Genomic DNA, 26,505 nt, shown 5'->3' with positions numbered 1-26,505 from the left:
CGCGTTGACAGACCGCCGTGTCAGCACGCAGTCATGACCGGTTCGCACAACAGGGGATGACACGTGACGCCTACTCGGATGCTACGGCGCTTGGTTCTGACGCTCGCCCTTGCCCCGCTCATTGCTTCGCCGGCGCACGCCCAAAGCCTGGCTCCCTACAAGGACGAACTCTTCGCCTACCCGGCCATCCTGTCGTCCGAGGGCGAGACCTATCGCGTCGTCGACTATCGCGAGATGCGCGACATCAACGGGCGCGACCAAATTCCCGAGCGACGGGCAAAGGCCAATTATGTCGACACCGGCGTGCGCAAGGTGCAGCAGGATCTGGTGCTGAAGACCGATGCCGGCAACATCAAGCATGTTGCGGTCGGCAAGACCGAGGGCGCGTCGGTCATTGTCCTTTACCTTCATGGCCAGGGCGGCAGCCGCAAGCAGGGCGTCGACGACTTCACTTTCGGTGGCAATTTCAACCGCATCAAGAATCTGATGGTGGCCAATGGCGGGCTCTATCTATCGCCCGACTTTTCCGACTTCGGCGACAAGGGCGTTGCCGAGATAGCTGCTCTTATCAATCATTACGCCGCCCAATCGCCCGGCGCCAAGGTGGTGGTTGCTTGCGGTTCGATGGGCGGGGCGCTGTGCTGGGGGCTTGCCCACGATGCCAAGGCGGCCAAACAACTGGGCGGGCTGATGCTGCTCGGCTCGTTGTGGGACGAGGGGTTCCTGACCTCGCCGGCCTTCGCTGCCAAAGTGCCGGTGTTCTTCGGCCAGGGCAGCAAGGACCCGGTTTTCCCGATCGACAAGCAGGAGGCGTTCTTCCGCTCGATCCTCTCCAAGAAACCCAGCTATCCCGCGCGCTTCGTGCGTTTCGAGACTGGTACGCACGGTACGCCGATCCGCATGACCGACTGGCGCGACACGCTCAACTGGATGCTCGCCGCAAAGTGAGATTTACGGCCCGGTGTTTTTACGGCCCAGTGTTGAAGTCGAGCACGCTCTGGGGATTGATCTCGCCGTCATAGGTCGCATCGACGTCGTATTGGACCAGCGCAAACGCCCCGTCGCGGAAAATCCAGGTGCCGTCCGATGAGGCGTCGCCGACGCCGCGCCATTTGTTGTGCGACAGGATCGTCAGGGTCTTTTCGTCGAAGGACGAGTTGACCAGCGCGTTTTCGGAGCGGTAGCCAATGACGTCGAGGCTTTCGAGCTTGCCTTCGGAATTGTCGTTCTCGTAGCGGATGTCGAGCTCGGGCGTAGCGAAATGCTGCTCGTTGAGGCCGTCGGCTTCGTTCCAGAGATAGTAGACATGGGTCTCGTTGTAGGCGCCCATCTGGCAGAAGAAACGAAACAGCCGGGCTTCGCTGGGCGCTGCGTCGGCGGCGTCGGTCTTGTTATGATAGGAAATCTTGTAGCTTAGCGCGACGTCATCGCCTTCTTTGGCAACATCGCATTGGGCCTGGTGGCTGGCCGCGAATGTCTTCCTGGCGAGATCGAACACCGCGTCGGTTTCGACTGGCGCAGCGTCGCCGCATTGCTTGGGCAATGCGTCGGTGAGCGTGCCTTCGGCCGGATTGAGCGTACCCTTGTCGAGCTGGATCGGTTTGAACGGCGGCTCTTGGATCGAGCCGTTGACCTGTCGCGCAGTGTAGCAGCCGGCAAAGACTTTTTCGGTGCCGTCCTTGTCGACGGCGCGAATGGCAACGGGGATGTTGTAGAAGATGCTGCCTGCGGCACCTTCGGAGCTGACAGCGCCGGTTTCGACCTCGACGCGCTCGGTTGCCTCGTAGCCCTTGGCGAAGGCCTCAAAATCCTTGGCGGGCTTGGTCTCGCCGAAATAATCCCAGGCGCGGGCATATTCCTGCCGGCTCACCGCATTGTAGAGCGAGCGCACCACGGCTGCCGCGTCAGACCGGTCGTCGAGATAGGGCGTTTCGGCCGCCACCGCCTGAAGGCAAGACAGGCCCGAAAACACGAGCACTGAAGCTGCGGGGGTAAAAAACGTCCTCATTGCGAATCTCCTGCCTGCCGCAATCATGCATCAGCGATTGCGGCAGCGCGGTGACGCGCAAACATTTAGGCCTGGCGCGTCGACATCTCGCGGGCGATGCGGGGGAAATCGGCCGGCTTGATGCCGATATCGGCGCGGTCGGCGCTGTCCATCGCATTCAGCAAAGCGAGCGCGGCCCGATAGCGGGCTTGCTCCTTGGGGCGGGGGCGGGCGAACAATTCAGTGTAGAAACCCATGACTCAGGCTCCGGTTGTTCCTCCCGACAACAGATATAGGCGATTCCATCGCTATTGTGCAGTGCAACATAAGCATGGCTGCCATGCTGTCGGTCCGTCGCCCGGCTTGTTCCGGCAGCGGAAATTTGTAAGATACTGCCGAAGCTTCGAAGCGATTTTTAACCTGGACCCATTATGGTCCGGGCAGTTTTTACGTATCATGCGTTTTCGTGCGGAGGGGCTTGCATGGGCACCGAGACCAATCGCGACTTCGCTTCGTTGCTGGACGATCTGTTCGTCGCTTCGGAGCCAGGCGAGATTGCGCCCGCGCCGACCATCCCTTTCGACTATCTGGCGGTGGCCGATGAGCTGCATTCGGGCCGCATCCGCGTTGCCGGCGAGACCGTTGCCGCGGAATATCGCGAGGCTGGTGCTGCCCTCGAAGACGAGTTCGTTTCGCTGCTCGACATGGTCAAGGCCAAGGCCGCTGCCATCGAAGAACTTGAAGCACCGTCGATCGATCCGGACGCGATTGCCGCCGAACTCGGCCTTGCCGAGGTCAAGCCCGCCGATCTGGCCAAACTGCGCCGCATCTTTGCGCTCGCCAACCACCCCGACCGGGTGGCGCCACATCTGCGCCAGCGCGCCATGGTGCGCATGCAGCTCGCCAACATGATGATCGACGACGCCAAGCGGCGTGCCGCCAAGAAAAAGATCTGATCCAGCGCAGCTCTGTTCAAGTCTGGCTGCCTTGGCCGGCTCATGGAAACACCCTATCTAGGTGAAGCTGTACTTCCACAGCCGGAAGCCATCATGCTCAGAATTCAGAAGATACCGCTCGACGACATTTATGTGCCTGCCGCGCGCAAGAAGACGTTGCATCCCGAAACCGTGCGGCATCTGGCCGAAGACATCGTCGAAAACGGCATGAAGACACCGATCCAGGTACGCCATGACGGCAAGCGCTACGTGCTGGTCGAGGGCCTGCACCGGCTGGAAGCCGTGAGATGGCTGGGCGAGACGTCGATCGATTCCTATCTCGTGCAGGCGCGCAAACACTAGCCCGCTTTTTTTCGCTTCGGCATGTCGGGACGGCCTCACCTTGCTCGTCCTTGGTCCGAAAGGAGAAGACGAATGACCGCAACTGCCACCGCCATCCCAGTCAAGGACCGTGAGCTGGTTCTCAGCCGCATCATCGATGCGCCGCGCGAGAAGGTCTATCGCTGCTGGACCGACGCTACGCTTTTGCCGAAATGGTTCGCGCCGCTGCCCTGGACGACGGCAAGCGCCAAGCTCGACGTGCGCGCCGGCGGCACCAACTCGATCACCATGCGCAGCCCCGAGGGCGTGGAATATCCCAATTCCGGCATCTATCTCGAAGTCGTGCCGAACGAGAAGCTGGTCTTCACCGACGCCTATACCGAGGCGTGGGCGCCGTCCGAAAAGCCGTTCATGACGGTGGTACTGACCTTCGAGGATGTGGGGGGTGGCAAGACCAAATACACCGCCATTGCCCGGCACTGGTCGATCGAAGACCGCGATGCCCATGAGAAGATGGGTTTTCAGGAGGGCTGGGGCCAATGCGCCGACCAGCTCGAAGCGCTGGCGAAGACGATCTGAGGCTTTTCCCTCGCCCCGTTTACGGGGAGAGGGTGGCGCGGAGGGCCGGGTGAGGGGCAGAGCCAACCTTTGCAAGTTCGCGCCGCCCCTCATCCGCCTGCCGGCACCTTCTCCCCGTATAGTGACGGGGAGAAGGGAGCACACTTATTCACCGCCACGCCCCGTTTCCGGTCTGGCCATTGTCAAAGAACACTCCCTTGCAGGAGGTGGTTCGGGAAGCGGGGCGCGAGGCCGTGCCTTCCGATAGTATTTATGTGGCGCGACATTCGCGCCCCGCTCGGTGTTCTTGCCCCGCTCAGTCGCCTCGGCTTTCACCGCCAGCCGCCGCAAGGCCCGGGCTTGGGGGCTCATCACCCAGCAGGAGAACCGACCTCCTGCCAGCCCGGCACCGGCGCTTCCCCCCGAGCCCGGTGCGCACCGGGGTCCCGTGGAAGATCGCGAGGATGATGATACGGCGGGTTGGGAGGGCGTGGAGAAACAGGCGCGGCTATCCACGGTGTTTGGTGACAGAGTTCCTGACAAGTGAGCGCACCGCAAGCCGGTTCTGGACCGCTGCGGCAGTTGCCACGTCACGGCATGGATCCCCGGGTCTCCGCACGTCGCTTCGCTCCTGCTCCGCCCGAGGATGACGAAGGCATGGGGGCTCGCAGCTCATCGTCGACGTCAGCGATTGGCAGAAAGCTTCCGGCTCTTGTTCCAGTACCGGCTGTTGTTCCCGTATTTGAAGTTGCCCAGAATTTCCTGCCAGTGCCAACCTATAAGCCTGCAGCAGCCAACCTTGGAGATTAGCCGAAAGCCTATGCGCCTTCGTCATCCTCGGGCGGAGCAGGAGCGCAGCGACGCGGAGACCCGGGGATCCATGCCGTGACCGTCCAGCCTAGCTGACGGCTAAGAAAAATCGCATCTACCGCGATCCTTCGCACCCCCCTCTGGCCTGCCGGCCATCTCCCCCGCAAGGAGGGAGATCACGCCGTCATCGACGCCCCGGCCAATCACTAACGTCGTAAGGCTTGTCCTTACGACGTTGCAGGATGGGCGCCGCCGGCGACGCGACTAATCTCCCTCCTTGTGGGGGGAAAGGCCGGCAGGCCAGAGGGGGGGGCGAAGGATCGCGGCATGGCCGGCATCGCCTTGGCACCAGGATGAAGTGAGGGGGAAAGTTGACGACATTTTCTCCCAACCCGTAGAAAAGTTCTCCCACACTGTCGGCATGGCAAGTTTCCGTTCGTCCTAGAGGCAAGGAACCGGAAGGTTCTGGAGAGAAGGGACGAGGACATGAACAAGCGCAGTTTCATCACCATGCTGGCGGCAGCCGCATTCACAGTCATCACAGGAGGAGCGGCAATGGCCGACACGACGAAAACCAGCCAAACCGGCGTCAAGGCCGGCCATGCCGAGGTCAATGGCGTGAATTATTATTACGAGATCAGCGGCAAGGGCGAGCCATTGCTTCTGCTGCATGGCGGGCTGGGCTCGATCGACATGTTCGGGCCGGTGCTCCCCGCACTGTCGAAGAACCGCCAGGTGATCGCGGTCGACCTCTATGGTCATGGCCGCACGGCACTCACCGACCGCAAGATGAGCCTGATCGACATGGGCGACGATATGGCCGGGCTGGTGAAACAGCTTGGCTACGACAAGGTCGATGTGATGGGCTATTCGATGGGAGCGGGCGTGGCTTTCCGCCTTGCCGTGCAGCATCCCGATGTGGTGCGGCGCCTGGCGCTGGTGTCCGCCGCCTATGCCCAGGACGGCTTCTATCCCGAAATGCTGCCGATGCAGGCGCAGGTCGGTGCCGGCATGGCCGACATGATGAAGCAAACGCCGATGTACCAGGCCTATGCGGCGGTGGCGCCAAAGGTCGAGGATTTCCCGAAACTGCTCGATCGCATGGGCGAGCTGATGCGCACGCCCTATGACTGGGCGGACGACGTCAAGACGCTGAAGATGCCCGTCATGCTCGTTTATGGTGACAGCGACATGTATCGCCCCGAGCATATCGTGAAGTTTTACCAGCTGCTTGGCGGCGGGCTGAAGGACGCAGGCTGGATGCGCGAATCTATGTCGCAGAACCGGCTGGCGATCATCCCCAATCGCACCCACTACGACGTCTTCTTCGCTCCCGAACTGGCGACCGCCGTACTGCCTTTCCTCAGTGGCGAGACCAAGGTGAAGAGCTGGGACGAGCAGGTCAAAGAGGCGCAGTGAAGCATCGGCCGCGCGCAGCAGGAAACGGCCAGCGCGCGGCCAAAATCCTTGCTGGACAAGGGCTTCGGATGTATCGTTCTGGCACGCTGAGAATGCCCCTCCAAGGGGTTGGAAGATGCGGCCAGCAGACTGATCGAAAATGAGCTGGCGATGATGCGGCCAGGCTTCGCCGCGCGGCAGACAGTGCCCGCCTTCACCATAGCGGCCGCAGTGACGCGATGTTACCGCGAAAGGAAGTGGTCATGGCTATCTCATTGACGATGCAGGAATATCTCGAAGACAATCACATCCGCTACGATGCCGCCAAACACGCGCGCACCGGCTGCTCGATGATGACGGCGCAAGCGACCCACGTGCCCGGCAATGCGATCGCCAAGGGCGTGGTGTTGAAGTGGGAGGACGGCTATGTGCTGGTCGTGCTGCCGGCTTCGCGCCATGTCGACCTGGCCCGGATGCGCGAGATCATCGGCGACAAGGTGCGGCTGGCGACCGAAGACGAGGCAAGCTCGCTGTTTCCCGATTGCGACGAGGGCGCGGTGCCGATCCTTGGCGTGCCTTATCGGGTGGCTTGCGTGATCGACGAGCAGTTGCGCCGCGGCAACGACATCTATTTCGAAGGCGGCGATCACCGCACGCTGGTTCATGTCTCCGGCGATGAGTTCTCCCGCCTGATGTATGGCATGCCGCAGGCCCGCATCAGCTGGTAATGGCGAGCTCAGCTCGTCGTGGCGCGCGCCAAGCGTAGCTGGAATGTTGATGCGGTTGGCGCAACGCATTGATTGCAAGATGGAAGCTTACCGTCGCGGGAATGTGATTTGAGGCGGCGGGTGACGTGTGCGGTTAATACCGCATGCGAGGTGGCAACGCTTTTTCGCTGTTTCGGAAAATACCCAGCTCCTGTCACGGAACCGCCATTTGGCAGTCATGGTTCGGGGCTATGGTGCGTAATGTCGAAGTGGTCACGAACGGAGGCGACTATGGATGACCAGCACGAATTGACACTTGAGGACTTGCTGCAAGACCCGATCATTCTGAAGGTCATGGAGCGCGACGGTTATTGCCCCGACGATATCAGGCTTTTGGCGCGGCATGCCGTTGCCGGAACCCAGGTCTGGGAAAGCGTTTCGTCACGCGCCAGCGCACGGCGGCAAAGCCGGATGTTCCGCACGACGACCCCGTCGGCATGCATTCCGCTTTGCTCCTGAATTTTCCGCGACTTTGAAGTGACTGCCGGATGAGGCAGTCACGCAACTTTCCCATCGACAACATATCATTGCCCACCTTATGCCTGAGGCCGAAATCTTCGGGCGAGGGGCTTGAGCCATGGCACAATTGTATGAAGGCGGCTGCATGTGCGGGGCCGTGCGCTATGTCGTGGAGGCAGCACCGCTGAACGAGCGCATCTGCCACTGCCGAAGCTGCCAGAAGGCGGTGGGGGCGGCGTTCAACGCGCGGCTGATGTTTCGTGCCGACGAGGTCAGGCTGATTGGGCCGGTGAAGATTGCCTATTCGTCACCGGCGGTGAAGCGCGGTTTCTGTGCCGAATGCGGCACGACGGTGCTTTCCGGCCGCGAGGCCGCCGGTGTGCTGGCCGTGACGTCGGGCTCGCTCGACGACCCGAGCCTGTTTCGCCCGGCCATGCACATCTGGATGTCGTCGAAGCAGCCCTGGCTCAAGCTTGCCGATGGCCTGCCTCAGTTTGACGAGGCAGCACCTGGCTAGACGCGGATATCGACGCCGCTGTCGCGCAGCTTGGCGAGCAGGCGCTCTTCCGGCAGCGTATCGGTAACGAGCGTGTGGATGTCGCAAAGCGAGCCGAGGCGCACCAGGGCGCGGCGGCCGAATTTCGAGCTGTCGACGGCCATGATCGTGCGTTCGGCCTGGCGCATGGCGGCGGAGACGGCTGCGACCTCGGCATGGTCGTCGTCGCCGATGTCGCCATCATGGTCGACGCCGCTGACTGAGATGATGGCGATGTCGAATTTGAAGCGCCTGATATATTCAGACGTTTCCTCGCGAAACACGCCGCCGTCGACCTGGCGTACGAAACCGCCGGGCACGGCAATGGCGAAATTGGTGCTTTCACTCAAGGTGGTTGCGACCCGCAGCGAATAAGTGACGACACGCAGGTCGCGGCGCTTGACCAGAGCGCGCGCCACGGCCTCGCAAGTGGTGCCGGTGTCGATGAAGACGGCAGCACCATCGGGTACCAGTTCGGCGGTGAGGCCGCCGATCCTTTCCTTGGCGGCGGCGTTTTCGACGCGGCGCTGGCGCAAGACAGCTGGATCAACGGGCTCTGAAATCGTTGCCCCGCCATGCAGGCGGCGCACCTTGCCGCCCTGTTCGAGCGCCATGATGTCGCGACGCGCGGTCTGCGTCGTCACCCCATAAAGCGTGGTGATCTCCTCGATCGAGACGTAGTGGTTCTTCTGGAGATAGCTCAGGAGTTCAGCCTGGCGGGCCGACTTCTTGTTGTCCTTGTCCATGCCAGGTCCGTTCGTTTCGGGCATCTGCGATCTGGTCTCCACGATCCTTGCTAGCAAATCCAAGCGCCGGATTCACCCGGCATCTGGACCGCAGGTCGGCCCGACGGGGGAAATCGTATCTGTCCCCGAAAATGTTGTAAAAGTGACATCTACCATCATTAATGTCCGAATCCGTACTTTTCAGTGACCGCAACATGTCATTCGCACGCCGGCCCTGGCGGTTTTGCGACAATGCGCGGTCGCGCAACGAAACGGAGTTACGCGATGAAGACGTTCCACAACGGTATGGCCGAAGCGCCTGCCAATAGGTCTGGCCAACATCAACGACGCTTGCGCGCGCTCGCCGCGGCACTGTTGTGCGGCACGACACTGGCCGTGTCGGCGATGACCGCGCAGGCGGCCGAGGATTCGATCAGGATCCTGACGCTGAACACCTGGCTCGACCGCTTCAAGCCCAACCCAAGCGTCGCGGCCGACTTCTTCATCAAGGGCAATTACGACGTCCTGACCTTCCAGGAATTCCGCGCCAACTCCACCTATGCGCGCGACCTGCCCGGCCTGATGCAGGCTGCCGGCCTCGGCACCTATGGCACGCGCCAGGACAATGACGTCGGCGTGTTTTCACGCCTGCCGGGCACCTTCGGTGCCGTCACCCAAGGCGTCATCGCCACCTACACCAAGCTCGATGCGACGGTGAGCAAGCCGCAGACCATCGTCGCGACCACCCATCTCAACTACTACGATCCCTCGACCAACCGCATCGGCCAGGCCAAGGCGCTGAACCAGTGGGCGAAGGGACAGGGACCGGTGATCCTGACCGGCGACTTCAATGCCGGCGACGTGTCCGAGCGCGGGCTGCATTCGATCAGCCAGCAGGAACGGCTGCTCAAGATCTACACCAAGAGCCCGACGACGCCGTTCTATCTCGAGCTGCTGAAGCAATATGCCAAGGACCAGGCGCAGCTCGATGCCTTCATTGCCCAGTGGAAGGGCAAGCCTCCAGCGCAGATTGACGCGGCAACGGTACCTGCCGGTCTGTTTGCCGACGAGATGTACCCGGTGGCCGGCAACCTGCCGCAGACCATGAACATCCTGAAGAAGCAGTACCAGTTGCTGCAGCTGCCCAATGAGCGCGAGCAGTTTTCGCCGCATGCGCTCAACGACGGCTCTGTTACCTGGCCGTCGCATGGCGAGGACGCGACCAACACCTGGGGCAGCTGGCACCGCGTCAAGATCGACCATTTCCTGGCATCGCGGCCGTTCGGCAAATGGTGGGTGATCAACGACGATCCGAAAGATCCGTATCTCGGCGTCATTCGCGACACGTCCTACGTCACCAATCCGGATGGCTCGAAGACCCCGCTCTCCGACCACGAGCCGGTGGCGCACACGCTGCGCTGGGTCGGGCCGCAGCTTGAGAACTATGACGACAACGGCGCGGCCAAGACGCGCGTGGTCTGGGGCAAGGATGCCTCGACCTTCACCGAGCGCGGCACGGAATTCGTGCTCAGCCGCAACAACATGCGCAACGACATCTATCTTGGCCAGATCTCCGACGACAACGGCATGCCGATCCTGATCGGCCTGACCGATGCCGAGAAAAAGACGCTGCTCGACTGCAAGAGCACCGATGCGCGCTTCCAGCAGGCGATCCGCGACTACTGCGTCGACGATCACAGCTTCATCGGCGAGCTGAAGATCGCTGATGGCGGCACGGTCATCGTTGATGAGGATGCAGCACTAGGCGGTGAACAGGCCAAACTCAGGCTCGACGGCGGCAGCCTCAGGATCGCCGGCACCGACATGCATGCGCTCGGCCGCAACGTCGTTCTGGAGGCCGGCGGCGGATCGCTCGACATCGCTGACGCCAGCAATGTCGTTGGCATCAACAAGGAGATTTCGGGCACGGGCAGCCTGACCAAGCTCGGCCTGGGGGCGCTGGTTCTCGACGGTGTCCACAGCTACACCGGAGAGACCATCGTCAAGGCTGGTGCGCTTTCGGTGCAGGGCTCGATCGCTGCGTCGAAGCTGACCACTGTCGGTGCCGGCGGCATGCTGGGCGGCATCGGCACGCTCGGCAACACGGTGATCGCTTCGAGTGGTGTACTGGCGCCTGGCAATTCGATCGGCACCATCAAGGTTGCTGGTGACATCACCTTCGAGGCTGGTTCGGCCTTTGAGGTCGAAGCCAATGCCAAGGGCGAAAGCGACAAGGTCGCGGCGTCAGGCAAGGCGATCTTGAAGGGCGGCTCGGTGCTGACGCTGGCGAGCGGCAACAATTATGCGCCGCAGACCAGCTACAAGATCATCACCGCCGATGGCGGCGTGGCCGGTTCGTTTGCTGATGTCAGCTCGAACCTTGCCTTCCTCGATCCGTCGCTCGCGTACGGCGCCAAGGACGTGACGCTGACGCTGAACCGCAACGACGTCACTTTTGCCGAAGTTGGGGTGACGCGGAACCAGAAGGCGACCGCTGCCGCGCTCGAAAGCACGGGCTTTGGCAACGCGGCCTATGCGGCTGTCGTCAATCTCGACGAGGCAGGCGCGCAGCAGGCGTTTGCCCAGCTGTCGGGCGAGGTGCATGCCTCGGCCAAAGGCATGATGATCCAGGACGGCAATGTCCTGGTCGATGCCGCCACCAGCCGTATCGACCAGGCGTTTGGCGATGCGACCGCAGCCCGCATGCCTGTCATGGCCTATGGCGATGATGGCCTCGAACTGGCGGCTGCCGACACCGACCGTTTCGCGCTGTGGACCCGGGCCTTCGGTTCATGGGGCAATAGCGACGGCGACAGCAACGCCATGGGCTTCGATCGCAGCACCGGCGGCCTGATCGGCGGTGCCGATGCGCTGGTCGGCGACACCTGGCGCTTAGGCGTGCTCGCCGGCTACAGCCGCTCGACATTCGATGCGGCAGACGGCGCTTCCAACGGCAGCAGCGACAACTATCACCTCGGCGTCAATGCCGGCACGCGGGTGGGTGCGTTCGGCCTGACCGCCGGCGCGACCTATAGCTGGCACCGCTTCGACACCGCACGCTCGGTCGCTTTCGCGGGCTTCGCCGACGCGCTGTCGGCCAAGTATGACGGCGGCACGGCGCAGGTGTTTGGTGAGGCGAGCTACAAGGTCGATGCAGGGCGCTTCGCCGTCGAGGGCTTTTCCAACCTGTCTTACGTGAACCTGCGCACCGACGCCTTCACCGAGACGGGCGGGGCGGCAGCCTTGTCCAGCGCAGCGACGAGCAATGATGTCACCTTCACGACGCTTGGCGTTCGCGGCTCGACCGATGTAGCGCTGGGTGCTGTCAACGCGACTGTGCGCGGCACCGTCGGCTGGCGCCATGCCTTTGGCGATGTGACGCCGCTGTCGTCGGTTGCCTTCGCCGGTTCGGGCGGCTTCGAGGTGGCGGGCACGCCGATCGCCAGGGACGCGGCAGTGTTGGGTGCCGGCATCGACTTCGACATCGCGCCGAAGGCGAAGCTTGCCATCAGCTACACCGGACAGGTGAGCAACGGCGCGTCCGACCATGGGGTAGACGCCAAGCTGGCCGTCAGCTTCTAGACGCTGTTGCTAACTCTACCCTGCCGGCCATCTGACGCAGTTTTCTCCGCTTCCGGTGCTCACGGACTAAAATGTCCGCTGCGCTCCGGTTCTCGAAAACCACGCCATATGTCTCGGCAGGGCGAGTTATCAATCAGCGTCTGGGCAGAGTATCCGCGGCCATGGGGCCATGGCCGCGGATACCGAGATTACGCTACGCGGTGACCTTGCAGGATGCGTTCGACCGGTGCCCAGCCGATATAGCGCGGCTGGGTCCAGCCTTCGGCGGCTTCCAGAGCCTCGACGGCGCGGATGTCGTCGATCCGCACCTCGTCCCAGGCATGGACGATGCGGCCATCGCCGAGACACAGCCCGACATGGCCGTAATTGGTCCTGGTCTCGGACAGCTCGCCCGTCATGTCGAAGAAGACGAAAGCGCCGCGCGGCGGCTCGCCGGACGGGGTGCCGGCCACTCCATATTCGTCGGCCGATTCCTTGGCGCAGTCGCCGCCGAAGATTTCGATGACGTTGCTCTCTTCATAGGCGTCCTCGACAAAGGCGAGGCAGCGGAAGCAATAGTCTTCGTTGCCGAGCTGGGCGAGCGCCCAGGCGACGGCGTTATCGATGTAGTTTTCTGTGCGTGTTTTCACGGAGAAAATATCCTGTTGAAATGGGTAGTGTGTCGATCTCGACCATGAGCTTTGCGATACGCGCCATTCGACCCTCCATTCCAGGAAAATAAATTAGTACATCGTGGATATAGTCACGGAAGTTGTTCTGCGCAGCCAAATAAAGATTTGTTGGCGCGGGCGCGGCTCATACTGTTGTTTGCGTATCTGATGCAATACGTAATTTGCACTGTCGGTTGCTTGACGTGCGAAAAATCCGAAATTATGTGCGGGGCGCGAGCGATAGCTCGACGCGTTGGCGGACGACACGAACCGCGCCGGCACTGCCGGGACAAATTTGAAAACTCGTGGAAACACTTATGACCGAACAGATTTCGTCGGCCTCCGAGGTCTCGCTGCGCCGCATCTCCGCACAGACCGTGAGCGATGTTTGCGAACTCAGCGAGACGCTGAGCGAAGCCCAGCGCAACAAGGTGGCCGACAACGGCACCTCGATCGCCGAAGCGCATTTTTCAGAAAACGCCTGGTTTCGTGCCGTCTATGCCGACGACACACCGATTGGCTTCGTCATGCTCCATATCGGCTCCGACTACGACGTCATCGACTGCCCGGGGGCTTTCCTGTGGCGCTTCATGATCGCAGGGCCTTACCAGGGCAAGGGCTTCGGCCAGAAGGCGATCGCGATTGTCGTTCGCGAGATGAAGGCACGCGGATTTGCCGAACTCTTCACCAGCTATGGGTTGGGCGAGGCGAGCCCGGAAGGTTTCTACAAGCGTCTCGGCTTCGTGACGACCGGCGAAACCTATGACGACGAAGTGGAAGCCGTGCTGAAGTTCAGCTGACGGCAGGCCAGACGCGCATTGGACTTCGCGCAAAGCGTGCCCATATCTTAGGATGTGGAGCTTTGAGCGTGAAACTCGCGCGTTTGGCCCTTTTCTTCGTGGCGCTTGTCGCCGCTGCGGCCTTTACTGCCTCTTCCTCGATCGGAGAAGACAGCGGCCGGGCGAAGGTGGCGTTGACCATCGTTATCGATGGCGCCATCGGTCCGGCGAGCGCAAGGCAGCTCAAGGAAGGCCTTGAGACGGCGGTCAAGCGCAACGCCGAAGTCGTCATCCTCGAGATGAACACGCCCGGCGGGCTGGTCACCTCGATGCGCGAGATGATCGCCGACATCCTTTCGTCGCCCATTCCCGTCACCGGTTACGTCGCGCCCGCAGGCGGGCATGCGGCGAGTGCCGGCACCTACATTCTTTATGCCACTCATGTGGCGGCGATGGCGCCGGGTACCAATCTGGGTGCTGCAACACCTGTCGAACTCGGCGGCATGCCGTCCCTGCCGTCGCCCGGGGGCGACAACAAGGACCAGAAGTCAGCCCAGCCCGAGGGCGACCCGATGATGGCGAAGGTCACCAATGACGCGGTCGCCCTGATCCGCTCGCTTGCCGAACTGCGCGGGCGCAATGCCGACTGGGGCGAAAAGGCGGTGCGCGATGCCGCAAGCCTGTCGGCGAACGCGGCGCTGCAAGAGCATGTCATCGACCTCATTGCCCGCGACCTCGCCGACCTGCTGCAGCAGGTTGATGGGCGCACTGTCGACATTGCCGGCAAGAAGGAGGTTCTGGCAACCAAGGACCTGCCGGTCGAGGTCGTGGAGCCCGGCTGGCTGATCAGGCTTTTGTCGATCATCACCGACCCGAATGTCGCTGTCATCCTGATGCTGGTCGGCATCTACGGCCTGATCTTCGAGTTTTCGAGCCCCGGCATGGTGGCGCCGGGCGTCATCGGCACCATGGCGCTGCTGCTTGGGCTCTACGCGCTCGATCTTCTGCCGATCAACTATGCCGGCCTGGCGCTGATGCTGCTCGGCCTCGCATTCCTGGGAATGGAGGCATTCAACCCGACGGTGGTGCTGGGACTTGGCGGTGTTGCTGCTTTCCTCCTGGGGGCGGCGATGCTGCTCAAGGTGCAGGGTCCCGGCTTTGAGATATCGTGGATGCTGATCGGCACCGCCGCCGCATTGACGCTTGGCCTCGCGCTTTTGACCGGCAGTTATGTCTGGGCGGCGCGCCACAGGCCTTCGCGTGTCGGCGCAAAGGCGATGAACGGTCTGCCGGTCGAGATCATCGACTGGTCGGCGGGCGAGGGCCATGTCTTCGCCCAAGGCGAACGCTGGCGGGCGAGGGCGGACGAGCCGCTCGCTGTCGGCGACGCCGCCGAGGTGACCGGGATCACGGACCTCGTGCTGACGGTCCGGCGTCGGAACGTTTCAAAGCCAGGAGAACCGCAATGATCGTCGGCTATGTCGTCTATCTGATACTCGCGCTTGTCGTGGTGATGTTCCTGTCGGCGGCGATCCGTATCCTGAGGGAATATGAGCGCGGCGTCGTTTTCACGCTGGGACGCTTCACCGGCATCAAGGGGCCGGGGCTGATCATCCTCATCCCCTTCGTCCAGCAGATGGTACGGGTCGACTTGCGTGTGGTGGTGCAGGACGTGCCGCCGCAGGACGTGATCTCGCGCGACAACGTTTCGGTGAAGGTCAATGCGGTGCTGTATTTCCGCATCGTCGATCCCGAGCGCGCGATCATCAAGGTCGAGGACTACATGGCCGCGACCAGCCAGTTGGCGCAGACCACCGTGCGCTCGGTGCTCGGCAAGCACGAGCTCGACGAGATGCTGGCGGAACGCGACAAGCTGAACGCCGCCATCCAGGAGATCCTCGACCAGCAGACCGACGCCTGGGGCATCAAGGTGACCAATGTCGAGATCAAGCATGTCGACCTCAACGAGAGCATGGTGCGGGCGATTGCCAAGCAGGCCGAGGCCGAACGCCTGCGCCGCGCCAAGGTGATCAATGCCGAGGGCGAACAACAGGCGGCGCAAAAGCTTGTCGAGGCAGGCAGGATGCTGGCCAAGGAGCCGCAGGCGATGCAGCTGCGCTATTTCGAGGCGCTGCACGACATATCGGGCGAGCGCTCGTCGACCGTGGTGTTTCCGCTGCCGATCGACCTGCTTGCGCTTTTCACCAAGCAGGCTGGCGACAGCAAGTGACGACGCGAATGCGGCAGCTCGGCGGATATTATTCTCATCAGGCGGAATTGCCTGAAGCGGAGTTCAATTGCCGCTGACAAGGGCGAGGAACTCGCGTGCCGCGCGCGTGGCATAACGCTCCTTGTGGCGCAAAACGAAGAAGCTGCGCTTGGGCAGCGCGAAGTCGATGGCGACCAGAGTGCCGGCCTTAAGCGCGCCTTCGGCAACCAATCGCGACATGACGGCAACGCCGGCACCGGCCTCGGCAGCCGTGCGGATTGATTCGTTGGAGGGCATTTCGAGCGCGACATCAAGGCTGCCCGCTTCCACGCCAACGGTCGCCAGCACCGCCTCCAGGTTCGAGCGCGTGCCCGAACCTTGCTCGCGCAGGATCCAGCGCCCGGTCTTGAGGTCGCGCGGCGAGGTCGGCGGCGTGATGGTCCAGGGATGGCCTGATACCGCAACCAGCACCAGTTCGTCCTCGGCCACCGGTTCGATGGCGAGGGCGGGATCGTCGATTTCGCCTTCGACAAAGCCGAGATCGGCCGCGCCGTCATGGACCTGTGCTGCCACCGTCTCGGTGTTGCCGATGGTGATGCCAAGCGCAATGCCGGGATAGCTCGTCTGGAAACGATGGGCGATCTTGGGCAGCCAATAATTGGCAACGGTCTGGCTGCCGGCGAGCTTGAGCGCGCCGCGCTTCAAGCCGGCGAGGTCGGCAAGCACGATCTCGGCGGAGCTGGCGCGGGCAAGGACCGCGCGCGCCTCTGACAGGAAGATGCGCCCGGCGTCGGTGAGCACGATGCGGCGGCCGACGCGGTCGAAGAGTTTTGTCTGGTAGCGCGCCTCCAGCGCCGACACGGCTGCACTTGTCGCCGATTGCGTCAGGTTCAGCGCCTGGGCGCCTCGCGTGACGTGCTCGCGTTCGGCCACCGCGACGAAGATCCTGAGCTGTTCGAGGGTCACGGCTTTCCTTTCGGTCGTCAGCCCAGAAGTTTGACCAGCATTAGAGAGAAAGTCGCGATGAAAAGGAACGCGCCTAGCCCAAGAAAAAGTGGACGGGCGCCGCGTGCCCGAAGTTTGCGGATATCGGTTTCAAGCCCCATGGCCGCGAGCGCCATGGTGAGCAGGAAGGTGGTGAGCGTGACGATCCACGCCTTTGCCTCGGCCGAGATGTCGACGAGGCTGTTGAGGCCGACCATGGCGACGAAGCCGAGCACGAACCACGGCATGGGGGCCGATGCGCCATTGTGCGTCTTGCCGGCGGACTTGGCGCGCTGGCGGGCGGCCACGCCAAGCGCGATGACCACCGGCGCCAGCATCATGACGCGGGTGAGTTTTGCCACTGTGCCGAACTCACCCGACTGCTGGCCACCCTGGAAGGCGGCTGCCACGACCTGGGCGATCTCATGGATCGACGCGCCTGCCCACAACCCGTAGGCATGGGGATCAAGGTGAAGCAGGCCGGGCAATAGCGGATAGGCGAACATCGCCACCGAGCCGAAGACGGTCACACACGCAACCGCATAAGCGACATCTTCATCGGGCGCATTGGTCACCGTGTTGGTGGCGATGACAGCGGACGCACCGCAAATCGAGGTGCCGGCAGCGATCAGTTCGGCGAGTTTTTGATCGACGCCGATGAGTTTCGCAAGCCACAAGGTGAATGCGAAGGTGGCGACAAGTGTTGTCGCGATGATGGCGATGCCCATGGCGCCTACCTCGGCGACCTGGCTGGCGGTCAGCTGCAGGCCAAGCAGGATGATGGCGAAACGCAGCACCTTGCGCATCGAAAACGCAACGCCCGACTTGGCACGGGCAGGGGTGCCCACGAGATTGTGGAAGGCCATGCCGATGACAATGGCGATGATCATCGGGCTGAAGGCGAAAAGGCCGGGAAGCAGCCTGAGCGCGAAGGCGAAGCCTGCGATGGTCGCGACAAGCAGCAGGCCGGGCGCCAGATGATTTCCGCTTGCTGGGTGGCGCACCGTCTGCTGTGACCTGATGGCCGCAGCACTTTGGGTTTCGGCTCGGACGAGGGCATTCATGGCTTTGTTCCTGCAAATTTCAGGCGCAAGCTATTCGCCGGCTTTTGATCAATCCAACGCGTAATATCGCTTGAATCGTTCGGTCTGGGAGAATGGTTTGGCGGTGGCCCTGTCCAGGCACCGCCGTGCCACTGGACGTGACGCGCAGCGCATTTATAGCGGTGCTTCGGTCCACGTCTCTTCACTCCTCTTGCCAGTCGGTACGCCAATGCCTGTTCACGAGATTGCAGCACTGGGGGCAGCGACATGCTGGGCCGTCACGGGATTGATCTCGGCCGGACCGGCCGGCTATCTCGGCGCGCCGGCATTCAACCGCTTGCGACAGGTCTTCGTCACCGTGCTGCTGGCGATCTATGTCCTGGCCACCGGCACATGGCGCGAACTCGATGCCGGCAGCGTCGGGCCTCTCCTCTTGTCCGGCCTCGTTGGTATCTTTGTTGGCGATACGCTGCTGTTTGCGACGCTGAACCGGCTGGGGCCCCGCCGTTCTGGCATCCTGTTTGCGTTGAACGCACCGATCGCCGCCGTGCTGGGCTGGCTGATGCTCGGCGAGGACCTTGCGCCAAAGGCTTCCATGGGCATCGGGTTGACGGTCGCCGGCGTGTTGCTTGCGATCCTGTTTGGCAAGCGCCGCGCGCAGCTCCACGCCTGGGAGACGGTGAAGGGGCCATTGTGGATCGGTGTCGCGCTGGGACTGGGGGCGGCGACCGGCCAAGCGATCGGCTCCATTATCGCAAGGCCGGTGATGGCGACAGGCATCGATCCGTTCGTGGCCTCGATGCTGCGTGTCGGCATCGCAGCGGTTTGCCTCAGCGTGCTGATCCAGCTGCCGATACCGGCGGTAAAACCCAAGGGGCCGCTGACATGGAAGGTCGCAGCGCTGACGTCGTTGACCGGCTTCATCGCGCTCGCCATCGGCATGACGCTGCTTTTGTTTGCGCTTTCAGGCGGCAAGGTTGGCATTGTGTCGACGCTTTCGGCAACTTCGCCGGTGATCATCCTGCCAATGCTCTGGGCGCGAACCGGCGAAAGGCCCGCCGGCGGCGCCTGGGCGGGTGCGGCACTGGTGGTCGCCGGGATGGCGCTGATCTTTATGCGCTAAGGGAGCCTGGAGGGGTGCGGGCGGGGAACTTCAGGCGAAGCTATGCGTTAATGTCCTAGAGCGCTTCGTTGATGTACACACACAACGGCGCTCCCGAAAGGGCCTGCCGCGATCCCCTCCCGGCAGGCCTTTTATCTGCCCCCTACCACTTGACCCTGAAGCCGGCGGTACCGGCAAGGGCGTAGCTGTCGCCGAAGTTTTCGAGTGAGCTGTTGACCGAGACCTCGCCATAGACCGAATATTTGTCGTCGTTCCAATTGTAGGAACCGCCGAAGCCAAGCCCGCCCCACAGCTTGTCGGGCCGGCTCTCGAAGCTTACGCCTGAAACTTCGACCCGGGTGGCGTCGAGGAACTGATAATAAAGATTGGCGATGCCGTAGAGATGGCGGCGCCGGGTCTTGCCTTCATCGTCCTTCCAGCTCTGGTCGTGGTCGGCGGAAATGCCGAGCCGGCCAAGCAGGGAGTCGCCGCTGTCGAGCGAGATGTTGGCGCCGAAGACATCCCTGAAGCTGGAGAAATCGACATTGGCATAGACGAGCTGGGCTTGCGGGGTCAGCGTCCAGGCTTCGTTGAGGTCGATCTTCTTGCCAGTTTCGACCGACAGCGCATAACCAAAGCCGCCATTGCCGTCGACAAGGGTCGGGGTATCAAGGCCAAGCGCCTTTGAGGTCAGGTCGCTGTTGAACCAGGTCAGCTGAGCCTGGCCGTCGACATAAAAGCCGTTCTGGTCATACCAGGTCAGCGTGCCGCCGAAGCCATAACCTGTTGTGTCGATGTCGCCATCGCCGAAAAACGAGGTGACGTCGCTCGAGGCATGGCCGAGATGCACCGTGATGCCGCCGATCAGCTTCGAGCCGTCCTCGGCCTCGTGCAGCAGCCCGTCGAGGCCGGCCTGCAGCTTCCACACATTGGTGTCGTAGTCGGTGCCAGACGTGCTGACCGCCGGTTCGATGCTGGCGTGGCTGCCTTCGATGCGGCCCCAGATCGCTCGCTGGTCCTCGATCAGCGCCTGGTGGCCATCGGAGCCGGCATAATATTGCGACTGCTCGTTGGTCACAGGGCATTGGAAATTCTTCGACGCGTCCTTGCAGAACACCGTCTCGGGTGCCGGTGCTGGTTCGCTCCAGTAGCGGTTGCCGACCCGCTGCTGCAGCGTCGGCACGGTGTTGAGCGCAAGGAGGTGCTGCGGATAGACCTCGTAGAGTGGAACACCGGGCTGGAAGCGTGGCGGCGGCGGAGTGGGTGTCGGGCCGGGGGTAGGGATAATTGTCGAGCGCAGGTACCAGTTCTCGTCGCCGGAATCGGCACCGACACCGTTGAAGTGCAGCGTGTAGGCAAAGGCCCCGCCGACCACCGCCTGCTGGCCGTCGGCGGTGACAAATTGTCCGGCCAGCGTGAAGGCCGTTGGCGTGGATGTCGCGCCATTGATGGTGTCGACCACCAGGATGCCGTCGGCGAGCGTGAGCGCACCCGGACCAATGGTGTTCCTGACGATCAGCGTGGTGCTGCCGGTCGTCGTGCCGCCATCGATGACCAGGATATCCGACGGCGCGCCATCAGTGCCAAGGTAGGTGTTCAGCGCCAGCCTGCCGTTCACCCCGACATAGTCATTGGTCGTCAGCGTCTTGTAGCTTGCAAGCAGGTTCGGATCGGCTGTTGGCGGGGTGACATCGACGAGGCCAGCATTCGATAAGAAGTAGATGTCGGAGTTGCCGTTCATGATCCAGGTGCTGGAGGCATCAAGCGTGGTGAAGGTGTTCAGCTCGATGCCGGTGATCTTGGAGCTGGAGGTGATGTTGACGTTGGCGATGCTCGTGGCATCGGCGATGATGTTGCCTGTGGCCACGATGTTTGCCGTGGTGAAGTCCACGTGGCTGATCAAGGTGGCAGGGTCGTTGCTGATCACGTTGAGCAAGTTGCCGCTGCCCGTGCTGACAGCGGTTCCGTTTTTCAGCGTGAGTTCGGCAAACGTGTCATGTGCGTTGAAGGCGTCGGCCGCCGCGGTTAGCGTGCCGCCAGAGAATACAACGATGCTGGGATCGCCGGCAACGCCGCCATTGGCCCTGATGCCGTGACGCCCTGCGGTCACATTGCTGTCGGTAATGAACAAATGCCCTGAGTCTGCCGCGCGTCCGCCGTCATACTGGGCGCTGGTGACTGGGGTGCGCAGCAATGTTCCCGTGGATCCGGAATCGCCGACAAAGACGCCGCCAGCGGTCGGCCCCGTTGCCGACACCAAGCTGTCGGTGAGATTCAGCGTTCCCGCGGCTTCAGTGATCGCGCCGTAGGCTGAGTCGCCGGTGGCATGGATCGTGACATTCGTGCCATTGAGCACGGTCGAGATCGGCGGCCCCGAAGGGGGAGCTGTGTTAAATCCCAACACGTCGATGCCGTAGCCGAAGTCGCCGCTTGTGCGGATGTCGACGGTGTTGAGGTTCATCAAGCCGCCGTTGTAGACGAGGGCCCCGTAGCCGGCCACGCCCGTCGTCGTCACGTTGACGTTGGTTGCCTCAACCAGCGAACGGGTCCCGGTCGCCAGATTCGACTGCGAGGAATTCAGACCATACGCGCCGTCGCCCGAGGTATGAATGGTGCTATCGTTGATGCGTAGCGTGCCGCCGTCGGTCGTCACCACGCCGAAGGAATTTGCGCCCGAGGTCGTGATGTTGACGTTGGTCGCCGTGATCAGGCCGCTTGGCAGGTCTGAGCGGAGGCCAGCGACGTTTCCGGTCGCAAGCCGTTCGGTGATGGTGGCGTCCCGGATCGTGATTACGCCGCCGGCCGCATAGGCGCCGAACCCGGTGGCGTTGATGGTCTGTCCCGTCGACGTGATGGTGCCGCCCACAAGCGCGTTCAGGCCGTGGCCGACCGCGAAGGTGCCGAACGTGTCGATCACGCCGCCATTGAGGACGACCGAGCCGCCGTTGCCGGCGGTTGCGCCGTAGGTGGAATTTCCCTGAGCGATGAGATGAGTGTTCGTCGCGGTGATCAGCGAGCCGGCGCCATCGGCCGACAGAACCGTTCCGGGCGAAGAATTTGATGACGCCGGTCCGGCGGTCGCGGTCGTTCCGCTGGCAAGGGTAATCTGCCCGCCGCTTTCTGCCCGGACGACTATGGGCACCCCGGCTGTGTTATTGAGCAAAGTCAGCCCTGTTGTGCCGTTGATCACGCCGCCGTTGAGCGCCCACAACGTATAGCCGGCGGTAGGCGGTGCTGCGCCGGTGTCGATCGTGCCCGATGCCGTCTGCGTCGTACCGTTGGCGACGACCTGCTGGGCCGCCGCCGGGGATGCAGCAAAGGCAAACAGCAGGCCAAGGCTTCCTAGAGAAAGCGGACGCATCGGCAGACAAACCGACGAATGGAGCACCGTAAGCGCCGATTTCGTTCGAAGCGGCTTACCCGGTCCCATTTGCGATGCAGAAACGTCCAACTGCAACAGTCTGAGGCTCACGAGTCACGTCTCCGCCGCCCAACAGCCCACATTAGGGTGCGCGTATATCTGAATTCGCGCAAGTAAATCGGCGTCAGGGATTCGTTTTATGGATGGATGTTGCTTTTAGGCATTGACTAACAACTGCTAGACGAATCCTTCGCCTCGAATGGCCAGTCCGGCTCTAGTCGAGCCGGAGTGCTTTACCCATTGGATCGGGCCGACCGTTCGATCGGCCGATGCGCCGGATCGCGAAACACCAGTTCGCTGGCCTTTTGCTGCCGTATTACACCCAGTCAATTGCCGATGCCTTCCGATACTGCGTTTCTACACGTGCGAAAGCATATGCAGGCGACCTAATAGAGTATGACTGACGTGCTGCATAGTGATTCGATTGATAATCTGATCTTTTCCAATCGAAAGTAAATTGACCGTCGATTGCGTGGGCGAATGGCCTGCCATGCTGGGGCGATTTCGCTATTTGCGCGCCCTTGGGCCGCGTCCGCTTGGTGTGGGCGGCAGGCGAGTGATCCGAAGCCGGTCAGATCACCAAGGACATGATATGGCGAGATCGGCTCTGCCTATGTCAAAAGGGGCGTTCATGAGTTCGCGCGGCACTAGCCGCAGCCGAACCTGGTTGTCGCGCGAGGTGTGGGAGCAGGCATAACTTTATGTGCGTGCACGAATTGCGCGCCGGGCATTGAGGCACAGCCGCATTGTCGACTGCATCAGAGCGGTTTCAGAACCGCTGATGGTCGCGCGCTACGCTTTGGTACGACCCTGGTCAGCCCTTTGGCGAAGGTGCGCGCAGGGTCGGGCCTTCCTCGGCGGTGAGGATGGTGCGCAGGTCGATTTCCTGGTCATGCGGAGCCAGCCGCAGGCTGCCTTCGGTGATCCGGTATAGCTCGTCGACGGCTGCGACGGCGCGTTCGACTTCGCCGGCATAGATCAGCTCGACCAGCGGACGATGAAACTCATGTGGCGGCCACAGCACCAGATGTTCCTGGTAAAGCGTGATCGCCATGGCGCCGCGCATCATCAACCGCTCTTGCGCCGAGGCCAGCGTCTTGTTGCCGTGAAGCAGTGCCAAAAGCACTTGGAACTCGACCACGAGGCGCCGCATGGCGTGGTAGTCGTTTGCAGCGGCGGCTTGCTTTTGCATTTCGTAATGCGCGTCGAGGCGCGCATGTTCGTCCGTACCGAGGCGATCGGGGTCTGCCGCAAGCTCGGCCACGACATGGCGGGCGATGATGCGGCTGGCTTCGAATACTTCCAGCGCCTCTTCCGGCGTCGGTGTGGCGACATAGGCACCGCGGTTGGGCGGCAAATGAACAATCCCCTGCTCCTCCATGATGAACAGGACCTTGCGGATGACCGTGCGGCTAATGTCGAAGGCTTCGCCGATCTCGTCTTCGGCCAATTTGGTGCCGGGGCGGATCTTGCGATCGAGGATCGCATTCCACAGGCGATCGTAGATCTGGGCTTCGACACCGACCAGCGGGGCAGTCAAGGATATGGCACCAAAGCCCTGCAGGGCGGGGGACAGATAGCGTGTGTGCATGTCAACTCGTGTTGCGGCAGCGATCAATGCAAATGTCATCTTTTGCCACGCATCGTCCAGCGCAAAAATGATCGCTCAGGCGCTGCCCGGTAGCCTGGCGCATCGGGCGCAACAGTCGAACAGCTGCATTGTTTCCATTCTCCACGCCTCCCATACAGCAGGCCCTGTTGCCTGCCGTATGGGGCGCATCAAGCTATCGAGATTGATGCACAAAAGGCTACGGCCTTACTTCTTTTCGAGAACCGGGAACTTGATGCCCAACTGTTCGAGATAGGTCGGATATTTCGACGGGTCGTAGTAGAGCTTCTGCATTTCAGGCCGGAAGGTTGCCATGATCTCGACGTTCTTCTGGATCTGCGGCTTGTCATCGGCAGTCAGCATCGGGACGTATTTCTGGCCCTTCTGTTGCTCGTTGTTGAAGTAGTCCGTCGCCTTGGCCAACAATTCGGGGTTGGTCAAAAGATCGATCGACGTCATGGCCACCACTTTCGAACCGGCGACGACGCCCTTGTGGGCAATCGGCGTCGCCATGGCCATGGCATTCGACCAATGGTGGCCGGGCAGGCCGGGAATGTTCGAGGGATAGTTGAGCGTGATCGTCGGCACCACCCAGGAGATGTCGCCGATGTCGTCGGATCCGCCGCTCTCAGGTTTTTCCAGCGGCGGCACAAGCTCCTTGAGCTTGACCGCGAGCCCTTCCTCCTTGGCGGTTACCGTCTTTTGCACGGCCTTGGCGAAGGCTTGCTCGTCGTCGCTCCACGTCGGCAGGCCGACCTGCTGGATATTGGCGTAGGCCGCTTCGGCGATAGGCTTGTTGAAGTGGCGAGGTGCAGCGGTGCCCACGATCTGTCGCGAGACGGTGGTGTTCGACATTTTCGCCGCCGCGTCCGCGATGGTGTTGGCGGTCTCGAAGTTTTTGGAAATGTTGTCGAAATCCTGCTCGCGGATGAAGTACCAGACCGTTGCGGCTGACGGCACGACGTTGGGCTGGTCGCCGCCATCGAGAATGACATAGTGCGAACGCTGCTCGGGGCGCAGGTGCTCTCGCTTCATGTTCCAGCCGATATTCATCAGTTCGACGCCGTCGAGCGCGCTGCGACCGCGCCAAGGTGCCCCGGCCGAATGTGCCGATTCACCCTTGAACGTGTATTCGACCGAAACCATGCCGGTGCCATTGGGCTGGCCCCAGGTGGTCTGGAGATTGTTGCCGACATGCGTGAACAGCACTGCGTCGACATCCTTGAAAACGCCGTCGCGCACCATGTAGGCCTTGCCGGCGAGCAGTTCTTCGGCGACGCCCGGCCACAGCATGATGGTGCCGGGCAACTTGTCCTTCTCCATGATGTCCTTGAGCGCCAGTGCTGCGACCACGTTCACCGCCTGCCCGGAATTGTGGCCCTCGCCATGCCCAGGCGCGCCTTCGATCATCGGGTCGTGATAGGCGACGCCAGGCTTCTGCGAGGTCTTCGGCAGGCCGTCGATGTCGCTGCCGAGCGCAATGACCGGCTCGCCAGAACCCCATTTGGCAACCCAGCCTGTCGGCAGGCCAGCGACGCCGCGTTCGACGGTGAAGCCGTTCTTCTCGAGGATGGCGGTGATGTATTTCGACGTTTCGATTTCCTGGAAGGCCAGTTCACCGAAGCTGAAAATCGAATCCGTCATCTCCTGGGCGAGCTTTGCGCGGGCTTCGATGCCTTCGACCGCGCGTTTCTTGAGCTCGGTGACCTGCTCGGCGCTGACTGCCTTTTGTTCGTTGGCCAATGCGAACGTCGAGGCTGACGCTGTCAACAAAGTGGCCAGGGCTATTCGCGAAATCAATTTGCGCTTCATGAAAATCTCCCATTGATCGACATTCGCCGCTGACCATGGGCAGTAATTTCTACCACTTGACGCAGCGGCAACCTGGATGATGGGCAAAGGTGCCTGCATGAGCAAGAATATTTTTCTCATGTAGGGAAATTAGGAAAATATATGCCTAGATTCGTTTGTGCTGGTGCAAGTTGTTTTATGAATCGCTAATGTATGTGTCGAGAACTGACGGGCGTGCGAAATCAATTCAACTCAAGGTCTGCGATTGGCCCAACTCGGGGTGCTCGCTGGACTACCGCCACAACAGGTGGAAAATGTCCGCGGAAGCCAACAGACTGCCAAAGCGGCCGAAGGTCGACGTGAACTCGGTCATGGCCATCGAGCGCTTGCAGCGAATGCGGTGGCATGGCGCTATATCTAGCTAAATATAACGATCCACAAGCTGTTTGGCGATAACCGGTGCACGTTCCTTGGGAATGCAAAGGTCATTTCGCTCGAAAGCATGTGAGATGTGAAATTCTTCCCGGCTGTCAAAGAAGATTTGCAAAGACAGCCTATTTCGGTAACCTGTTGACAGAATGAACGAGATTGTTCGTTCCATTCACGTCCAAGGCACATGAGGTGATCATGACCCAGGACCACGCAGGACCCGTTGCGGCAAAGCCGCCGGCTTCCGCGCGCCGTAAAGAACTCCTCACATTCCTTGTTCTGGCCTTCGGGATCTGGCCTATCGTCGCGGTAGGCGTGGTCGGCGGCTATGGCTTCCTCGTCTGGATGTGGCAGATCATATTCGGGCCGCCCGGACCTCCCGGAGGTTGA

At 61.8% G+C, this 26,505-nt stretch carries 23 protein-coding genes; 14 read left to right on the top strand and 9 right to left on the bottom strand.

What is annotated here, in order from left to right; all coding sequences use genetic code 11:
• Positions 1–78 precede the first annotated feature (78 nt).
• Positions 79–948, top strand: a complete 870-nt coding sequence (locus tag AC1DLV_RS17620; protein ID WP_476801260.1) for an alpha/beta hydrolase family protein — start codon at positions 79–81, stop codon at positions 946–948.
• 19 nt (positions 949–967) lie between these two features.
• On the opposite strand, the gene AC1DLV_RS17615 is transcribed toward AC1DLV_RS17620, so the two are convergent.
• Both AC1DLV_RS17615 and AC1DLV_RS17610 read right to left on the bottom strand, forming a co-directional pair.
• A complete protein-coding gene (locus AC1DLV_RS17615; protein WP_476836201.1) occupies positions 968–2,008 on the bottom strand; it encodes a DUF1176 domain-containing protein in 1,041 nt (346 codons plus the stop codon).
• A gap of 65 nt (positions 2,009–2,073) precedes the next feature.
• The gene (locus AC1DLV_RS17610) at positions 2,074–2,244 is read right to left on the bottom strand and encodes a hypothetical protein (protein WP_476785164.1); all 171 of its coding nucleotides are present in this window, start codon (positions 2,242–2,244) and stop codon (positions 2,074–2,076) included.
• A gap of 225 nt (positions 2,245–2,469) precedes the next feature.
• On the opposite strand from AC1DLV_RS17610, the gene AC1DLV_RS17605 reads away from it, so the two are divergent.
• The 7 genes from AC1DLV_RS17605 (at position 2,470) to AC1DLV_RS17575 (ending at position 7,773) form a co-directional block, all read left to right on the top strand.
• Positions 2,470–2,943, top strand: a complete 474-nt coding sequence (locus AC1DLV_RS17605; protein WP_476801187.1) for a hypothetical protein — start codon at positions 2,470–2,472, stop codon at positions 2,941–2,943.
• 93 nt (positions 2,944–3,036) lie between these two features.
• Positions 3,037–3,285 carry a ParB N-terminal domain-containing protein gene (locus AC1DLV_RS17600; protein ID WP_476801186.1) on the top strand — a complete coding sequence of 83 codons (249 nt, stop codon included), beginning with the start codon at positions 3,037–3,039 and terminating at the stop codon, positions 3,283–3,285.
• A gap of 72 nt (positions 3,286–3,357) precedes the next feature.
• On the top strand, positions 3,358–3,843 hold the full coding sequence (locus tag AC1DLV_RS17595) for an SRPBCC family protein (RefSeq protein ID WP_476801185.1): 486 nt from the start codon (positions 3,358–3,360) through the stop codon (positions 3,841–3,843).
• Between the two features lie 1,275 nt (positions 3,844–5,118).
• Positions 5,119–6,051, top strand: a complete 933-nt coding sequence (locus AC1DLV_RS17590) for an alpha/beta fold hydrolase (RefSeq protein WP_476801184.1) — start codon at positions 5,119–5,121, stop codon at positions 6,049–6,051.
• A gap of 242 nt (positions 6,052–6,293) precedes the next feature.
• On the top strand, positions 6,294–6,758 hold the full coding sequence (locus AC1DLV_RS17585) for an aminoacyl-tRNA deacylase (RefSeq protein ID WP_476801183.1): 465 nt from the start codon (positions 6,294–6,296) through the stop codon (positions 6,756–6,758).
• A gap of 270 nt (positions 6,759–7,028) precedes the next feature.
• The gene (locus AC1DLV_RS17580; protein WP_476801182.1) at positions 7,029–7,256 is read left to right on the top strand and encodes a hypothetical protein; all 228 of its coding nucleotides are present in this window, start codon (positions 7,029–7,031) and stop codon (positions 7,254–7,256) included.
• Between the two features lie 118 nt (positions 7,257–7,374).
• Positions 7,375–7,773: a GFA family protein gene (locus AC1DLV_RS17575; protein WP_476801181.1), complete on the top strand. Its 399-nt coding sequence runs from the start codon at positions 7,375–7,377 to the stop codon at positions 7,771–7,773.
• On the opposite strand, the gene AC1DLV_RS17570 is transcribed toward AC1DLV_RS17575, so the two are convergent.
• Positions 7,770–8,561: a DeoR/GlpR family DNA-binding transcription regulator gene (locus AC1DLV_RS17570; RefSeq protein ID WP_476801180.1), complete on the bottom strand. Its 792-nt coding sequence runs from the start codon at positions 8,559–8,561 to the stop codon at positions 7,770–7,772. The two genes, AC1DLV_RS17575 and AC1DLV_RS17570, sit on opposite strands and share 4 nt — an antisense overlap.
• A gap of 240 nt (positions 8,562–8,801) precedes the next feature.
• Here AC1DLV_RS17570 and AC1DLV_RS17565 point away from each other — a divergent pair, with 240 nt between their 5' ends.
• Entirely contained in the window at positions 8,802–12,098 is a 3,297-nt protein-coding gene (locus AC1DLV_RS17565; protein WP_476801179.1) for an autotransporter domain-containing protein, read from the top strand.
• A gap of 188 nt (positions 12,099–12,286) precedes the next feature.
• Here AC1DLV_RS17565 and AC1DLV_RS17560 read toward each other — a convergent pair whose 3' ends face one another.
• Positions 12,287–12,727 (bottom strand): NlpC/P60 family protein, encoded by a 441-nt coding sequence (locus tag AC1DLV_RS17560; protein WP_476801178.1) that lies wholly within the window; start codon positions 12,725–12,727, stop codon positions 12,287–12,289.
• A gap of 338 nt (positions 12,728–13,065) precedes the next feature.
• Here AC1DLV_RS17560 and AC1DLV_RS17555 point away from each other — a divergent pair, with 338 nt between their 5' ends.
• The 3 genes from AC1DLV_RS17555 (at position 13,066) to AC1DLV_RS17545 (ending at position 15,757) form a co-directional block, all read left to right on the top strand.
• Positions 13,066–13,548 carry a GNAT family N-acetyltransferase gene (locus AC1DLV_RS17555; RefSeq protein ID WP_476801177.1) on the top strand — a complete coding sequence of 161 codons (483 nt, stop codon included), beginning with the start codon at positions 13,066–13,068 and terminating at the stop codon, positions 13,546–13,548.
• A 68-nt stretch (positions 13,549–13,616) separates the two neighbouring features.
• Entirely contained in the window at positions 13,617–14,996 is a 1,380-nt protein-coding gene (locus AC1DLV_RS17550) for an NfeD family protein (RefSeq protein ID WP_476801176.1), read from the top strand.
• Positions 14,993–15,757 (top strand): slipin family protein, encoded by a 765-nt coding sequence (locus AC1DLV_RS17545; RefSeq protein WP_476801175.1) that lies wholly within the window; start codon positions 14,993–14,995, stop codon positions 15,755–15,757. Before AC1DLV_RS17550 ends, AC1DLV_RS17545 begins: the two co-directional genes overlap by 4 nt.
• A gap of 63 nt (positions 15,758–15,820) precedes the next feature.
• Here AC1DLV_RS17545 and AC1DLV_RS17540 read toward each other — a convergent pair whose 3' ends face one another.
• The gene (locus AC1DLV_RS17540) at positions 15,821–16,702 is read right to left on the bottom strand and encodes a LysR substrate-binding domain-containing protein (protein WP_476801174.1); all 882 of its coding nucleotides are present in this window, start codon (positions 16,700–16,702) and stop codon (positions 15,821–15,823) included.
• Positions 16,703–16,719: 17 nt separating this feature from the next.
• Positions 16,720–17,784 (bottom strand): YeiH family protein, encoded by a 1,065-nt coding sequence (locus tag AC1DLV_RS17535; protein WP_476801173.1) that lies wholly within the window; start codon positions 17,782–17,784, stop codon positions 16,720–16,722.
• A 208-nt stretch (positions 17,785–17,992) separates the two neighbouring features.
• On the opposite strand from AC1DLV_RS17535, the gene AC1DLV_RS17530 reads away from it, so the two are divergent.
• A complete protein-coding gene (locus AC1DLV_RS17530) occupies positions 17,993–18,886 on the top strand; it encodes a DMT family transporter (RefSeq protein ID WP_476801172.1) in 894 nt (297 codons plus the stop codon).
• Positions 18,887–19,028: 142 nt separating this feature from the next.
• Here AC1DLV_RS17530 and AC1DLV_RS17525 read toward each other — a convergent pair whose 3' ends face one another.
• The 3 genes from AC1DLV_RS17525 to AC1DLV_RS17515 all read right to left on the bottom strand — a co-directional run bounded on the left by AC1DLV_RS17525 (position 19,029) and on the right by AC1DLV_RS17515 (position 25,707).
• Complete coding sequence (locus tag AC1DLV_RS17525; protein ID WP_476836200.1) at positions 19,029–22,226, bottom strand: autotransporter family protein; 3,198 nt, start codon at positions 22,224–22,226, stop codon at positions 19,029–19,031.
• Between the two features lie 874 nt (positions 22,227–23,100).
• Positions 23,101–23,877 (bottom strand): GntR family transcriptional regulator, encoded by a 777-nt coding sequence (locus AC1DLV_RS17520; RefSeq protein ID WP_476801170.1) that lies wholly within the window; start codon positions 23,875–23,877, stop codon positions 23,101–23,103.
• 225 nt (positions 23,878–24,102) lie between these two features.
• Positions 24,103–25,707 carry an amidohydrolase gene (locus tag AC1DLV_RS17515; protein ID WP_476801169.1) on the bottom strand — a complete coding sequence of 535 codons (1,605 nt, stop codon included), beginning with the start codon at positions 25,705–25,707 and terminating at the stop codon, positions 24,103–24,105.
• Between the two features lie 606 nt (positions 25,708–26,313).
• Here AC1DLV_RS17515 and napE point away from each other — a divergent pair.
• Positions 26,314–26,505 (top strand): periplasmic nitrate reductase, NapE protein, encoded by a 192-nt coding sequence (gene napE / locus AC1DLV_RS17510; RefSeq protein ID WP_476801168.1) that lies wholly within the window; start codon positions 26,314–26,316, stop codon positions 26,503–26,505.

This window comes from Aminobacter sp. 01T433, assembly GCF_056398585.1.
This window is presented reverse-complemented; position numbering and strand designations above follow the sequence as displayed.